The sequence below is a fragment of the Paenibacillus sp. J2R1T-4 genome (assembly GCF_059692235.1).
The window spans coordinates 94,568-110,115 of record NZ_JCAUBA010000001.1; the positions used below are offsets into that span (position 1 = coordinate 94,568).

Annotated in this window: 10 protein-coding genes; 1 reads left to right on the forward strand and 9 read right to left on the reverse strand. The window is 44.5% G+C overall.

Going from position 1 to position 15,548, the window contains the following annotated elements:
* Position 1: 1 nt before the first annotated feature.
* The 8 genes from AC58QD_RS00440 to AC58QD_RS00475 all read right to left on the reverse strand — a co-directional run bounded on the left by AC58QD_RS00440 (position 2) and on the right by AC58QD_RS00475 (position 11,673).
* On the reverse strand, positions 2-1,594 hold the full coding sequence (locus AC58QD_RS00440) for an ABC transporter substrate-binding protein (protein ID WP_497328865.1): 1,593 nt from the start codon (positions 1,592-1,594) through the stop codon (positions 2-4).
* Between the two features lie 144 nt (positions 1,595-1,738).
* On the reverse strand, positions 1,739-2,554 hold the full coding sequence (locus AC58QD_RS00445; protein ID WP_497328867.1) for a glycosyltransferase family 2 protein: 816 nt from the start codon (positions 2,552-2,554) through the stop codon (positions 1,739-1,741).
* A gap of 265 nt (positions 2,555-2,819) precedes the next feature.
* Complete coding sequence (locus tag AC58QD_RS00450) at positions 2,820-3,701, reverse strand: carbohydrate ABC transporter permease (RefSeq protein ID WP_497328869.1); 882 nt, start codon at positions 3,699-3,701, stop codon at positions 2,820-2,822.
* Positions 3,702-3,716: 15 nt separating this feature from the next.
* Positions 3,717-4,670 (reverse strand): ABC transporter permease, encoded by a 954-nt coding sequence (locus tag AC58QD_RS00455; RefSeq protein ID WP_497328871.1) that lies wholly within the window; start codon positions 4,668-4,670, stop codon positions 3,717-3,719.
* Between the two features lie 117 nt (positions 4,671-4,787).
* Complete coding sequence (locus tag AC58QD_RS00460) at positions 4,788-6,413, reverse strand: extracellular solute-binding protein (RefSeq protein ID WP_497328873.1); 1,626 nt, start codon at positions 6,411-6,413, stop codon at positions 4,788-4,790.
* Between the two features lie 192 nt (positions 6,414-6,605).
* Positions 6,606-8,357, reverse strand: coding sequence for a sensor histidine kinase (locus tag AC58QD_RS00465; RefSeq protein ID WP_497328875.1), 1,752 nt, complete (start codon positions 8,355-8,357; stop codon positions 6,606-6,608).
* 16 nt (positions 8,358-8,373) lie between these two features.
* On the reverse strand, positions 8,374-9,783 hold the full coding sequence (locus AC58QD_RS00470; protein ID WP_497328877.1) for a response regulator: 1,410 nt from the start codon (positions 9,781-9,783) through the stop codon (positions 8,374-8,376).
* A gap of 111 nt (positions 9,784-9,894) precedes the next feature.
* Entirely contained in the window at positions 9,895-11,673 is a 1,779-nt protein-coding gene (locus tag AC58QD_RS00475; protein WP_497328879.1) for an NHL repeat-containing protein, read from the reverse strand.
* Between the two features lie 286 nt (positions 11,674-11,959).
* Between AC58QD_RS00475 and AC58QD_RS00480 the strand changes: the two genes are divergently transcribed.
* The gene (locus tag AC58QD_RS00480; protein WP_497328881.1) at positions 11,960-14,428 is read left to right on the forward strand and encodes an NHL repeat-containing protein; all 2,469 of its coding nucleotides are present in this window, start codon (positions 11,960-11,962) and stop codon (positions 14,426-14,428) included.
* Between the two features lie 20 nt (positions 14,429-14,448).
* On the opposite strand, the gene AC58QD_RS00485 is transcribed toward AC58QD_RS00480, so the two are convergent.
* Complete coding sequence (locus tag AC58QD_RS00485) at positions 14,449-15,432, reverse strand: TolB family protein (protein WP_497328883.1); 984 nt, start codon at positions 15,430-15,432, stop codon at positions 14,449-14,451.
* Positions 15,433-15,548 lie beyond the last annotated feature (116 nt).

The following is a 15,548-nucleotide window of genomic DNA, read 5'->3' on the forward strand; positions in this document are numbered from 1 at the left end:
ATCAGTTCTTCACCCAGTCTTTAATATTCTCTACCGTGATCCAGTAAGCGCCTCTGTGGGGGGCTGGCCGGAAGGCTCCGATTTCTACGCCGTCTTTGATATAGAACGTATGATGAAAAGCGACCATAGGCACAAACGGGCTATCTCCCAGAGAATTGGCGCCGTGCTCCCCGTCCCACTGCGCTTTCTTCCAGAATTCCATTGCTTCGTCCTGATTCGTCGTTTGAATGGCATTTCTCAAGTATTCATCCACGAACTCATTCTTATAGCTGGGAGAATTGGTTGTGCCCTTTGCAATCCGCTCCGAACTGAAATTGGTATAGATTTCGAAGGGACTATCAGCGCCTTTGCCGAATAGATACGCTTCTTTGTATATCAACTTTTGTTTGCTGATTTCATCCCAAACTTTGGCTTCAAGGTTTACTTTTATCCCTATTTTCTTGGCGCTATCCTGAACACCTAACACCACGGCCTGTCTCTCTACTTCTCCCGGAACATATAGCAGCGTGAATTCTGCTTTTAGCCCGTTCTTCTCAACAACACCATCATTGTCCGTGTCCGCCCAACCGCTTTCTTGTAGTATTTTCTTTGCTTGCTTCACATCCGCATTGACAATGTTATTCGCCTCATTATCCCAAGGCATCCCTGGATTGTGGGAATAAACCGGTCGTGCACCTCCGTTTAACGCATTCCGGCTTATCCCTTCCCGATCCATTCCATAGGAGAGCGCTCTTCGGATGGCTCTATCCGATGTTACGTCATTCCCGATAGGAGTTCCTTCCATTTCGTAGGTGCCTTTTTTTACAGTCGGCAAACTTAAAGAGACAATATCCATAGTTTCTATGTTTCTTTGAGTGTAACCAGGGATCTTCTGTCCGATATAATCCATGCTTACTCGAGCAATGTCGATTTCTCCCCGTTTCGCACCGGCAAAGCTGGAGTCCATATCTAAGTATAAAAATGTCACTTTTTTGATATTCGGCTTTTTGCCGTAATAGAGTGGGTTGGCTTCTATGATGAGCTTCTGACCTTTTTGCCACTCTACGAACTTGTAGGGGCCAGAACCTATCGGATTCTGACTATAATTCTCGCTGTACGCATGCTCCGGAATAATCGCAATTCGGGTTAATGTGTATTCGAATGTAGAATCAGGATGATCCAGCCTAAATTTCACGGTATAGTCACCATCCGCAAATACCTGTGTTACATTGGACAGATCTATATACGAGGTAGTCTTCCTCACTTTCTCGAAAGTGAAAACCACATCGTTTGCCGTAAACTTTTTACCATCTGAGTATAGTACATCTTCCCTCAGCTTGACCGTTAGTTCTTTCCCGTCCTTACTTACTATTCTCTCAGTAGCTAGATCGTTAACGAGGTTCATCTCTTTATCAAATACGACCAACTTGCTTTGAAACAATGCCTCTCCCAAACCTGGCCAGTCAAAGGCCGGATCAAAGCCCTTAGCCGGCTCGCCTTTTATTGAAACGACGATTTCCTCGGAGGAAGTTGGTTTAATTTCCTCCTCATTCGAACAGCCACTAAGCGTGATAGCTACCGACAGAAACATAGACAACCATATCCTTCTCTTCATTCTGTGCCTCCTGATTTATTCGTAATTATTACGATTAGATCATAAACCTATTCTTGATATGCGTCAAACTTTATTATTATATTTTTGGTCACAAGTTCAATTTGGCCCCTCGTAAATTAAAAAAGGCCGCGATTACCGCGACCTTCAATGATCTTTAGTTCTTGCTTCCTGTAAGACTTTTTTTAATATCGGACCCCAAGTGGAATAAACAAGGCCCACCAACCAAATCAACGACCAAGATGTATTCTCTGACCCTTGGCCATCCCTCTCTTGTTCTATAAACTTCTTGTAATTATCAGTCTTACATAGAAGTTTAGATTCTTCCATTAATTCATCATTACGTGTTCTCCAAGTGTGATGTTTCGCGGATCTTCGCAAACATACATAGTTGGATGCATCCGTTGCATAAATTTTATAGCGCTTTTTCAAACATTTCTTCAGAAAGTCGCTGTCTTCACCTAGATTTACATGGGGGAACTTTACCTTTTTACAAACTTTTTTCCTTATAACTAGAGTAGCACCTTTTATTCCGCCTGATTTCCTCATGAAAGTGTTGGTCTCCATACGATCCAAGTGTAACGCCAGTTCTTTCTCTTTCTCGAAATACATAAAAACAGTTCTCTTGCACACGATGTCGGCATTCGTCTTTTGCATGGCATTCATTTGTTCTGAGAGATACTCAGGTGCGTAATAGTCATCATCATCCAATTTTGAAATTAGATCATATTTCGCAAGTCTAACACCAAAGTTCAAGCACTCTCCGAGACTAGTTTTCTTTCTCAGTTGAAATACTGATATATCTGGATAAGTCTCCGCTTTTTTCTGCCATTTTGCTAGATTCATATCCTCATCGTTTAGAATGATAATCAGTTCCTTAACCTTCACATTCTGAGTCACGTAATTATTAAATACATGATCGATATATTGTTCTCTCATCGTACAGCATATAACAGAGATCATAGTTGTCCTCCTTCATCTACTATTAGGTCGGATTTCATTAGATTCTATTTATATGTTATAGCGATCTGGAAGATTTGCTTGGACACTATGTGCAAAATAGAACCCAATTACGAGTCTACCTTTCTTGTAATACTTAAGAGCTCTTCAATTAAAAAAACGAAAAAAAAGCCCTATATGGCCGACGAATCCTTCGAAAACAAAATAGGACGAGGTCCACAGTTTGTCTAACGAATAATTCCGCCATATAAGGCTTCGAACTTTGTTATTAACCTTTCACTGCTCCTACAAGCTGACCATGAATGAAATACTTTTGAACGAAAGGATACACGATAATAATAGGTAAAATAGTCAGCATTAAAGCAGCCATTTTCAAATTATTCGGATGAATTAACGTCTCGTCGCTTATAAGTGATTTTTCCATCTCCGAATCAATCAACTGTGCGCTAATCAGAATGTCCCTTAACTGAAACTGCAACGTCCACATCTTTTTATCACGGATGTAGATCAATACGTTGAACCACTCATTCCAATAACCCACTGCACTGAAAACGACAAACGCCATAGCCATTGGCAACACAAGTGGAAGGATTATATTGATCAGGATGCGCATTTCACTCGCCCCGTCGATTTCTGCCGATTCGATCAACTCTTGTGGAAGTTGATTAATCTGATTACGGAATACGATAATATAAAAAATGTTGATGATACCAGGAAGAATAAGAGCCAAGTACGAATTGTTCAGACCAAGCTTGTTCACAAGCAAGTATGTCGGGATGAGACCACCACTGAAGTACATCGGAATAATTAGAAACGTAAACAGAAATCGGGTGCCGACTAAATGCTTATGCGCCATTACATATCCAGCCGCAAGCGATAAAACGATTACAAGCGTCGTATTAACGAAGGTAAGAAACACCGTATTCATGAACGTGCGTATAAATTGTTTGCTATACGCAAGCTTATGGTAGGCTTCAATATTGAACCCTTTTGGCCAAAGTCCGATTTTGCCAAACGCTGCTGCCTCATAGCTGCTGAGCGAAATGGCAATTGCGTTAATAAACGGTACAAGTATCGATATGCAAAATAAAACAAACAACAAATAGTTGAAACTATCGAATATTCTGCCTGAAGTCGAGCGGTGCAACATCTATTCTCCTCCTTTTCAATAAAGTCCTACCCCGACGAGCTTCTTAGACAGCCTGTTCGCGGTGATCAGCATAAGGAACCCGAGTATGCTTTGCACAAACCCGATTGCCGTTGTAAGGCTGTATTGCGAATTCTGCAACCCGATCCGGTATACGTAGGTACTGATAACGTCGGAGACATCGAGCACAAGCGGGTTTTGCAGCAGGAACAATCGTTCGAAGCCGATCTCGAATATATTAGACAATCTTAAAAGCAGCAGCAGCACGATCATCGGAACCATTCCCGGCAGCGTGATATGCCATACTTGGCGGAGTCGGCTGGCACCGTCTACCTTTGCCGCCTCGTACAAGCTAGAATCGATTCCAGCGATGACGGCAAAATATAAAATGGCTGACCATCCGACTTCCTTCCAGACTCCTGCTGAGACCACGATACCGCGGAAGAGCTCTTTCTCCGTCATAAAAAAGATCGGCTCGATTCCGAACCAGCCGAGCATCATGTTGAATATACCGTCATTGGGCGATAATAACTGGTAGAAAAAACCTGAAACAACGACCCATGACAAGAAATGTGGCAAGTACGATATCGTTTGCGTAACTCGCTTGAAAGCAGTGCTAACAAGTTCATTAGCAAGTAACGCGAATAGAATCGGAGCCGTAAAACCGAAGATCAGATCGTAAAAGTTAAGGATGAGCGTATTCCCCATTACACGCCAGAATGAATCGTCCGTTAGAAATCGAATGATATGTTTCATGCCAACCCAAGGGCTGCCAGTAACGCCACGGAACGGAGAAAAATCCTGAAAAGCGATAGAAACTCCATACATCGGAATATATTTAAAGACAAACAGCAAAAGTAGTGTTGGGGCAAGAAGTAAATATAGTGCGAACTGCGTCTTCATGTTCACTCGCCGCTTACGTTTTGCGGTTGGCCGTTTGCTGCTCGGTGCAGATTCTAAAGCTACTTTCATCGGCCCAATCCCTCCTGTTTTCATCCATATAATCATGCTTGTCTCACTTAAGAGGAACGTACCCGCGGTGAACCGACATCATCCACACGACGTCGGTTCACCGCGGGTACACGTTTATTACCATTCGATTTCTTTAACACCAAGCTTTTTCAGCTTATCCTTGTTTTCGGTCATATATTTCGTATATTCATCATAGATGAACCCGTATTTCTTCTTGTATTCATCGACCTTTTGATCGAACTGCTCCATCGTAATCTTACCCATAATCGCTTCGATCGTAGCCGTCGATATGAATTGGTTCGATTCGGTTTTTTTGCTTGCTGTATCGGCAGACAATGTCACGAATGGATCCAGCGCCAAGCCGGTTGATTTCGCTGCATCTTCTACCCTTTTCATCCCGTCCATACGTCTTTTGAACTCGTCCTTATCCATTACTTTCTCAGCGGCCGCGATGCTTGATTCTTTTCGGTCATTGAACCCGAAAATAAGACTAAGGTGAAGCGCATATCTTTTATTCGCATGAGACAGCCCTTGACCATCGATCGGTAATTTCTTGCCGTTCTCTATCTTGAAATCTTCGCCCTCTTTACCCCAGAAAATAGCATCATGCAGTTTATCTGAAGCAAACCCTTCAATCACTTTCCACGCTCGATCCTTGTCCTTCGTTTTCGCGGAAATATAAAGGCCATGGGCGTTAATTGGATACGAAGCTTTAGGCTGAACATACTTGATATCCTTCAGGACTGAAGGATACTTCGTGAGAGGCGGCGCAATCTGGGTCTCTTTGGTTGCATCTTCTGGAAGCTTCGCTGCTCCAGTTGGAATAACTTGATCCGCTGTGTTCACTTCAAACAGTACGTTTCGGTTTTTCTTCTTTTCAGTCCATTTGGCCCCGTCTGTTGTAGCGAATTCTTTGTCAAGCAGTCCTTCATCGTATAACTGCTTCATCACGATTACGGCCGCCTTGTACTCAGGCAGTGTAAATGTACTGACAACTTTACCGCCCTCTACGCGATAAGAATTCGGTCTAGCTCCGTACCAATAAAAGATAGGCAAGCCTCCATAAGCGATTCCAAATTCGTTAACAACGCGGTTGGACATCGGAAGTGAATTCGGATCTGCTTTTTTGATTTTACGCAGAAGCTCGATCCATTCCTCAACCGTTTCCGGCCATTTGCCTCCGTTATACTTGACGACAAGGTCGTAGCGTGCCATGACGCCATCTCCCTGCGGCACCGACGTCCAAGACATTGGTATGCGATAGTAATGGCCTGAACTCGATTTAGCCATTTCCAACATTTCCGGTGTAATGTACTTCTTTATGATCGGTGATTTGTCGTAGAAAGCCTTCAGGTCCAGAAAAGCACCTTCGTCTCCCCGTTGGTTTGTTTCGTCCGGATACACCGTATGTAAGATATCTGGTAAGTTCCCGGATGACAGCATCAGATTGAACTTTGTTTTGAAGTCCGTATAGTTCGGCACTTCTAACTCCAGATCAACGTTCGCATAATCCTCCACGATGTTGAGATACGGATTGTTGCTTGGATCGACTCCTTCAGGATGAGCGATACCTGAGTTATTCATGAACATGCTCATCTTGATTCTTTTTTCTTCCGTTTTCGCGGGGGTTGGACTGGCTGAAGACGCTGGCGGATCGCTCTTACTGGAACAGCCCGCTGCTACAACACTTGTTAACAACACGGAAGCCATGAGTACTGATATCGCTTTCTTTTTTCTAAGCAAAATTGACACCCTCCTGTTAATATTAGATTCGACTCCACTATATCTGATCGATTGTTCTAGAGTCTGTATCTATCATAGAACACGAATACCCCTTTTTGAGGTCAGGATTATCCTTAATATGGACCAAGATTGCACGAGGTTTTCGAATGCCATCCCGCATTTTCGGATGATTCCTAACCTTTTAGCGGACAATTATGCTCCATCTTGCTCGTCCGTGATCGGAATAAGCAATACAATTGAAGTTCCGATGCCTAGTTCGCTGTTAATAGTAAGACTCGCTCTGTCTCCATACTGCACCTTAATCATCCTATTCACATAATGAATACCAATACCCATCCCGGACTTTCGACGTTCCTCTATTCCACTATCGAGCAACCGTCTGATTTCCTCCACATGCATCCCCAATCCGTTGTCCTTCACCTCAATGCGAAGACGGTCCTCACCTTCAAATCCGGCTTTAACCTCAATCCAGCCATCATCTCCTAGTCCGTGATAGAGCGAATTTTCTACAAGGGGTTGAAGTATAAATCGAGGGATCGGTACATCCATCAGTTCGTCCCCAGCCTGTATATCTACTTCAAATTGAAAATCATAACGTATTTGCTGTAATTCCACATAATCATTAAGGCAAGCAATTTCCCGTCCTAATGTTGCTGTTCCTCCTTTGCCCATGTTGTAATAAAGCACTTTGTTAAGGATGGAGACGAGCCTCTCAATCTGTTCCTGTCCATTCAATCGCGCCAACCAACGAACGGTATCGAGTGTATTATGAATGAAATGCGGATTGATCTGAAACAGCAGCTTTTCTACCTCTAGTCGTGATTTCATTTTTTCGTTCCGTTCTACTTCCAGCAGAAGCTGCCATATGCGCTGCCGCATCTCCTCAAATCTATCAAGTACATAATCGAATTCGGCGATCTTAGGATAGTTCAGCGGAGAATGTAAGCCGCCCATTTGCAAAGACCGGATCTCTTTGTTAAATCCCGTAAGCGGTTTGTATACGGTTCTCCATAGCATCCATGCAAATCCTAACGCGGCCATCAGTGTGACGATTGCAATGATAGCGAACTGGCGAATCCAGCTGTTTCTTTCTTTGTCGTATTCGACCTTTGGAATGACGGCGGTCCACTCCCACTCTTCACTCGTCTTTTCGGAGAAAAGATAGCTGTCCTGAGTTTTGCGGAAGGGCATACCTGAATCCTCAGATGAGAGTATTGACCCGACGGCATAATCACCCGTTTTCTCACTGTATACGATCCGATTCTGAGTATCTGACATTAGGTATGCTGTTGTCATCCCGGACTGGTTATCGCCCAGTAGTTGAGATAATAACTTCGGGTTCGTTTCTACATAAATATGCAAATTCTCGTATCCGGGAATGAAGATCCGGCGATCCACAGAAAGGACAAGTGAATCGGACGAAGTGTCAATCGATGGGTGCAGGGCATGATAGGAAATCCCGCCGAAGCTGTATAGCATCGGCAGTTCATCCGGGTTAAGGTCTAGCGGAAGGCCGGTGTCTTTGAATGCCATTTTGTTCGTGTCGGAGAAGTAATAATGGATGAGTCCTATATTCGGATTCGTATACGTTATTAAAAAGATATAGTTCTGTATTTCCTGCTCCATTTGATATCGATCGTAATAATCGGATGATAAATATCGGCTCAGATCCTTGCCGATTCCTTGTTCGAAAGACAATTGCATGGCGACATGGTTTAAATTTTTGAGCTCCTTTTCTATTGAAAAAGCGGTATAATTCAACTGGTTCTGTACACTGTTCACGATTTTGTTATCCAGCATGGAGGCGATCGTGTAATAGGAAGCCCCACCAATCAAAACCAGAGGTACGAGCGAGGAAAGAAGGAGGACAACAATTACTCTGCTCTTCAGAGTGTAAAAAATGTTGGGCCAATTATGTGTAATTCGCGTTAAGACAGGATGCATATTGGTTCACGTCACCTCACTTTGGAAGTTGCCGATATTCACTTGGCAGTACTCCAATTTGTTCGCTGAATACCCTGCTGAAATATTTTTCGTTAAAGTACCCGCATTTTTCCGCAACCCAGTAGATCGGGTTTGCCGTTTGCTGAAGCAGTTCTTGCGCATAGGCGATTCGAATGCTCCGGACATAATCGTTAAACGATTGACCGACAATATCCTTGAAGCATTGGCTAAAATAGCTCCTGCTCATATTCGCCACCTTAGCGGCATCGGCAAGCCTCATTTCCTGATTGAAATGATGGCGAACGTATGTAACCGCCTTCATGATACCCTGCACAACATCATCCGAGTAAGTTTTACTCAGTTTCCTGCGCAAGTCTCTACGAACCATTTGCAGCCATTCTACACCGTTTGACCAATTGGGAAAGGGACGTAAAGAACCGAATGGCGGAATGGATGATTCTGGAACGAATCGTCTCCACTCCATCACAGCCGAATAGAATATGCTCTCCAATTGAGAAACGGGCGGTTGAAGCCGTTCTGTCTCTGTAATCAAATTGTTGAAAATAGAGTCATCCATCACCCAGAATAGGGAGGTCCAGCTCTCCCGAAGCTGGATCATATCGCTATCCGCATAGACTTGCAGCCTTTGTTCACTAAGCTTATCAGCCGATAGCATGTAGAAGCTGCGTCCTTTATCAAAATCATAATAGAACGCATGCTCTTTGTATGCTCGCAGCATCGCATACAGTTCATTCTTATTGCTCTCATACGCTCCAGTAACGAGGATCATCGCCCAATCTTGTTCAATCCCGAAACGGCTGAGAGTATCCGATTCAAATTCCTCATCCCTGTTGTCTCCGATTTCAAGCAGCCACATTCCGAACCCGATACTAATAAGCGATTCCTTATGAACGTACGGAAGTTCTTGAAGTACTTCCAAATTGTATCGCCCAGTAAGATCCACGAAGACGATAACGCTCTTGTCTTCCTTTGTTTCCACAACTGCTTTGGAAACGGTCGATTTATGGCGCTCCGCATGTTTAGTCTCGTTATGTATCCGATCTGCAATACGGCCAAGCACTTCCTCCATTTGTTCCTTCTCCAACTGCACTTTGGCGATGTAATCAATAGCCCCGATGCGCAAAGCTTGCTGAATAATATCGAATTCTTGATGGAACGTGAGAACGACCATCCATATATGTGGATATAGGCTTCGCACGTTGCGCATCAACTCGATGCCATCCATAACAGGCATAGCAAGATCCGTGATCAACAGATCAATCTCATGCAGCTCGAGAAATTCGAGAGCCTTCATTCCGTTATTGACATCACCAACAACTTGCATGTTGAAATCATCCCAAGGCATTGTATAGATCAGGCCTTTTCGGACCAATTTATCATCATCAACGATTAGCACTTTCAGCATGCTGTTTCCCCCTTGTATCCACGGAATTCTTGTTACTCGTACTTGGCATCTAGAATGGACTTGCTTTCTTGTATAGAAACGCTCTATTCCGGAGAACAGAGCGTCATAGGCTTAATCTTCAATATCATAACAATAAAGTCGTGCCGCAGGCGTGCAGTAAATCTTATTATTCTCTTTATCCATATGGTAGCCCAGAACCCAACCTTCTGCCTCAGCAACAACTGAGAAATGATCGTTCAGTATATCATATCGGAACAGTTTATTGTCACCTGAGCCGTATATAATGTTGCGGTCTGTGATATCCATACCTGGCCATATTGCTTTTTGAATCGGAATGTCTTTTTGCCAGACGACCTGGTGCTGTACATAATCATAGGCGAATAAAACTCCATTACCAGTCAACCCATAAATAATACCGTCCTTATACTTGATCGACACCACTTGTTCCGCCCCTGTAACAGGATGGATTTCCTTTACTTTTTGTTCCTGATCGATATCCCATATGAACAATCGTGCATCCATAGTCGGTTTATCAGCGCCGGTGCCCACCTCATTCGTAGTAGCTGCACAAATATAGCGAGTTCCGGGGATGTTGTCTAGGACATAAACGGACTGCTCGTCTACAATTCCACGCCATACGGTAAATTGGTCTGTAAGAGGGTTCAGCCTCGTCAAGGCGCCGGAAACCTCGCCATAATTAGGAACCGAAGCGATATATATATTGCCGTCTGCCCCTGTTATCATGCTGATAGGTCTATTCTGCATGGATCCGATAGGTCCAATTTCCCGAGGGTTATGGTCCGCATCCTTGCCCACATTCCAAGGCTTCCCAGGGTCATAAACGGAAATATAGGATCCCGGATAACTGCCCGAATACAGCTTATTGCCAACGTTTGTCATAGAGTAAATTTCCCCGCCCGAGGAAGGGGATGGACTTCCAAGCTTCACCGTTTCACCCGTCATTGGATCGTAGCTGAACATCCGTAAAGGCAGAGCAGAGCTTCCATAAATCTTGTCATCCGGACCTTTATGCACCATCCACATCATTAGTCCACCGGATTCATATTGAAGGTTATGAGTAACCTCGTTCCCTTTCTCGTCTGCAATAGTTATATGGGTGTTCGTTACGGAAACGACTTCCCGCCCCCCAGACAATAGAAGCTTTGGAGCAGCACCGATTTGTTCTACCCGGATAAGTTCATTGCCTACAACCTGATAAAGATCCTGGCTTTTCGGTGCTTTCACAAATATGTTCCCTTGTACATCCTGCGTCATTTCCGGGAAACCTGTAAGCACCTCCGGATAGGTGATGACCTGCATCCCACCCGATTCCGGGTCGTAGATACCAATCTTAATCTGCTTGCTCCCAAGGGCAGTAACAACTTTCCCATCGTTCCGCACACGAACTTGCCGGCAATAAACGGAGTCTTTGTCGAATGTCCCCAGATCGCTTACGATCTCTGTACTTAAATCCAAAGCAAACAATTTTCCACCTGGGTAAGTTCCACCATATAACTTTCCTTTTCCATCATAGGCAAGTGACCATATATATTCTTCTCCCTGCACAGCTTGTCCCAGATCTATCATTTCATCCTGCTCGGCATCGTACCGCAGCAAATGACCTTGGTAGTAAGTCCCCAGGTATATCCGACTTCCGGTCGAGGCAATGCCCCAAGCCCCTTGCTTGGCTCCAATATTGGGATTATTCTCCGCTCTGTACTGCGTCGTTTCATTCGTGTCCGCATTATACTTCAATAGCAGAACAGAGTTCTCATATTGGGTCAGGGAAATATAGATGCAATTCTGATTTCCTTTCCCATCCTGCCCTACCACATAACCTTGACCTAATATAGCCCCTTCTTTAACTGGTGCGCCCAAATCTTTAAACATGATTGTTTCTTCCTTCCATTATTTGTTATTTTAGTTGTTGCCTGTTGACTCGATTTTACATTGGCGTTCTACATTCGATCCCTTCCAACCATATTCCTTCTTCTTTGGGAAAGAGTTCTGAATTGTCTGCATGTTTTTACGAATTGTCTGATCTGCAAGCTGATGACGGAGTACAATTCAATTGCACCATAAATGAAAGCGCTTAAATTTATTAAGAAGGGAGAGAGCGCAAAACTTTTCGTGTGAATCATAATCTACGAATCCATTAACTAAGGAGGCTTATTCTATGATCAAGAAAATGCTAGCTGCTATTGTTTTATTGGTTTCCATTCTTCCGCTCCTCCCTGCTCATGCAGCAGATATGCTCATCCCTAATTACAGCTTCGGTTCCGGTTTGACTTCATGGACACAAACCCACGGTTCGGGAGGAATCACCGTTTCCTCGGAACAGGCCCGTACAGGTACGAACAGCGTTAAGATCGTAGACAACTCTACTACAGCTTCGTATGGATTACAGAGCGCTTATATGCCCGCTATTGCAGGTAAAAGCTATTATACTTACGCATGGGCTAACATTCAGAGTGGCAGTGCTGATTTATATCTTCGTTTCTACAATAGCTCCCATACTCTCCTCACTTCGTCGTTCTTAAGCAAGAGCTCTCCAACCAATCAATGGTTCTCTATAAAAACCGGCGCGGTTGCACCGGCAGGAACCGCTTATGTAGCTGTGTTACTCTATAGTAACGCAGGAAACATAGGGACCACTTACTGGGATGATATATTGATAACGGCGGATCTAACAAATATCGGAAACGTCGTCACTTCTACGTCCATGCGCAGTGCTACCTTAGCGATGGATGGCAGTGGAAAGCCTGCCTTTTACCTTGGACTAAGCGGGTCGTCAGATACTAATGTTAATATGGTCGAGGTGAACGTCAACACGGGAGCTATACAAAAGCAAATGAGCTTGCCAGGTACAACGTTTGCGCATTCCGCTGCGACTACTGTAGATAACAAAGTTTACATGGGTACTTATCCGAATGGATATTTGTACCAGTACACGCCAGGTACGGCAAGCCCTGTCAATCTGGGTAGAGCGATATCTGACGCAACGTATATTCTTGGACTTGCTGCGGGCGATTCGCCGGGTAAAGTATACGGCGGAACATATCCTTCATCAGGTGTATTCAAATATGAACCTTCGCCGGGATTCTACACATTCTTACCTAAACCGTTTTTTTACTGGTCCCATTACACATACTCCATTGCTTATGACGCTCCGAGAAATGTTCTGTACGCGGGAAGCGGCGGGTATTATGCTCAAATCAGCAGACTTGAGAACTCTGGCGGCCTGCGCCACGATAATCTGCTTCCTTCCTCTATTGCAAATGCGAATACAGCCGTAGATAAGATGAGTTATGAGGGAGATAAATTGTTTGCTCGGGTAATTCCTGAAAATAAAGAGGTTGTATTAAATGTGCAGAAAAATACGGATGGCACAATAACAACTACGGTGGATGCGAATTTCTCAATCGGTTCATTTGGAGTCTCGCCTATTAAAGACGGCAAAGTTTATTATTCATTCGGGGGATTGCGAACTTACGATGTGGCTACAAAAACGACTGCGCCCGCTGAGAATCCGGATGGTACCCCTGTATCCATGCCAATCAATGGCTATGCATGGGGGCTGGCAACGCTGGACGATCAAGTGAATTATCCAGGTGAAACGATCATTAGCGTCGGCCATACTTCAGGTACAATTTTGCTGTTCAAATACAATCCGACATCCAAGAATAGCAGCAGCATATTATTATCTGATCTTCCAGGCGTGCCTGTAGACATTAGTGCTCTGGGATCAGCTGGGCCGGATCAGAAGATTTATGCCGGCGGTTTCCTTTCTGGCAATCTGGGCGAATATACTCCGATGCGCAGTGATCTGAATAAGATGAACTTCGGTGTTCCGCAGCTCGAAGGGATGACATCCATAGGCAACACTCTATACATGGGCGGCTATCCGAATGCCAAGATTTATAAGAACGACATGAGCCAGCCGTGGGCACCTTCGCTTGTTGTAGATATTGGTGCGACCGATTTACAAGAACGACCGTTTGGAATGGCTCAGGGAGACAACAAAGTATTTATAGGTACGGTAGGCGCATCCGGACAACTAGAGGGTGCCCTCACGATCCACGACACCATCACTGGCACCTCCCAAATATTACGGAATATCGTACCTAATCAGAGCATTGTGTCTGTCGCCTATTATAATGGATATGTTTATGCAGGCTCTACTATAGGAGGCGGCAAGTCTACCACCCCAACAGCAACCGAAGCCAAGCTTGTCAAGCTGAACGTGGCAACAGGGGCATACACGACCTATTCCATGCCCGTTTCCTCCCAGGGAATTACAGCGCTTACGTTAGGACCAGATAATAAAATATGGGGATTGTCAGAAGGTTACGTCTTCGCATTTAATCCAACTACCAATACTTTTGATTATCATGCACAAAAATTTACAGATGTTAACTATGCGACAGGAAGTCAAATTACCCAAGATGGATCATTAGTACAAGGAAGACCGGGCAGCAACCTGATATTCGGGACAATTAAAAATCATTTCTTCAAGATTGATACCTCAACGAATACGGTTACAAACATATACAATGGAGTGAATGACTTCAGAAATGCGACTTCTGACGGCTATGGCAACATCTATTTCAAAATGAATAACGACCTTTTCCGTTGGGCTTACTAAACTCAGCACCAGGACATCCGTTAAATCGGATGTCTTTTCTTATGCCCCGTGGATGAACATTGCAGGGCGGTCATCCGACCTCCTTCGACGATCTTGAAAGAAACCTGGTTACGTAGATCCACGACCCATATTTGACTTGCTTGTTCCATGTCGCTGCATCCAGACAAGTAAGCGATGCGGTTTCCGTCAGGCGACCAGGTTACCGGGGTGGAGAAGCAGTCGGAGACAGCCCTCGATCTTTTCTGCCTGCCCGTCCGGCTGTCGGTTTGGATGATGGAGTAGTAACGGTGTTGGGTAAAAACGGTTGCACTGTATGAGATGATGGAAGAGTCGGGCGACCATTCCGGAAAATAGTTTTTTGCGAGTGGTCCCCCTTCCAAAGTATTCGTGCCGCCTGTCGCCAAATCGATGGTAGTAATGATGGAAATGCTGGCCCCAGGCGATGTGAAGAGCACGAAGCGTCCGTCGGGGGAAAGCCTGACGTTGTTATGCAGTCCCTCCGTATTTTGCGTCAACTGCCGTTTGTTCGTTCCGTCATCATTTATCCGATAGAGTTGGCTGAACCCGGCTGAATCTGACGCGGAAAACAGAAGCTCCCTGCCCGAAGGAAACCATTGGGCATCCCTGGCTCCCTGCTGAAGGATCGTGCGGCTAGAATGGGTAATCATGTCGTAAATGACAATCTCCCCATTTTTCACGTAGGTCAGGAACCGGCTGTCAGGCGACCAGTCCAACAACGTGTAAGGTTCGATTTGATCGATCTGTGCAGTGGACCCTGTAGTCCTATCAAGCACATAAACAATATTCCCTTTCCCGAGAAAAGCTATTTTCCGACTATCTGGCGACCAATAAGGAACAGAAAATTCCTCTCCTAGCCCTTGAGTAAGACGATAGTTAAAAGTGTCTGCAGGACGATATAGCCAAATGTCGAATGTCCCGCCACGGTCTGACGTATAGGCGATCCATCCGGTATCATAAGACCGCGACGTTTCAAAAAGTTTCATGGGCATATCCTCCCTGATTCTACGTGAGTTCACTTTGATCAGTTTATTCAGGGAATCGCCCATAGGCGCATGTACCAGAATTTTTTTGCAAGGTTTTATTAACCTTGAATCGCCAA

What these genes read in the sequence shown, in the direction of transcription:
- AC58QD_RS00440 (WP_497328865.1), bottom strand. Translation starts at nt 1,594, where the DNA reads ATGAAGAGAAGGATATGGTTGTCTATGTTTCTGTCGGTAGCTATCACG.
- AC58QD_RS00445 (WP_497328867.1), bottom strand. Translation starts at nt 2,554, where the DNA reads ATGATCTCTGTTATATGCTGTACGATGAGAGAACAATATATCGATCAT.
- AC58QD_RS00450 (WP_497328869.1), bottom strand. Translation starts at nt 3,701, where the DNA reads ATGTTGCACCGCTCGACTTCAGGCAGAATATTCGATAGTTTCAACTAT.
- AC58QD_RS00455 (WP_497328871.1), bottom strand. Translation starts at nt 4,670, where the DNA reads ATGAAAGTAGCTTTAGAATCTGCACCGAGCAGCAAACGGCCAACCGCA.
- AC58QD_RS00465 (WP_497328875.1), bottom strand. Translation starts at nt 8,357, where the DNA reads ATGCATCCTGTCTTAACGCGAATTACACATAATTGGCCCAACATTTTT.
- AC58QD_RS00470 (WP_497328877.1), bottom strand. Translation starts at nt 9,783, where the DNA reads ATGCTGAAAGTGCTAATCGTTGATGATGATAAATTGGTCCGAAAAGGC.
- AC58QD_RS00475 (WP_497328879.1), bottom strand. Translation starts at nt 11,673, where the DNA reads ATGTTTAAAGATTTGGGCGCACCAGTTAAAGAAGGGGCTATATTAGGT.
- AC58QD_RS00480 (WP_497328881.1), top strand. Translation starts at nt 11,960, where the DNA reads ATGATCAAGAAAATGCTAGCTGCTATTGTTTTATTGGTTTCCATTCTT.
- AC58QD_RS00485 (WP_497328883.1), bottom strand. Translation starts at nt 15,432, where the DNA reads ATGAAACTTTTTGAAACGTCGCGGTCTTATGATACCGGATGGATCGCC.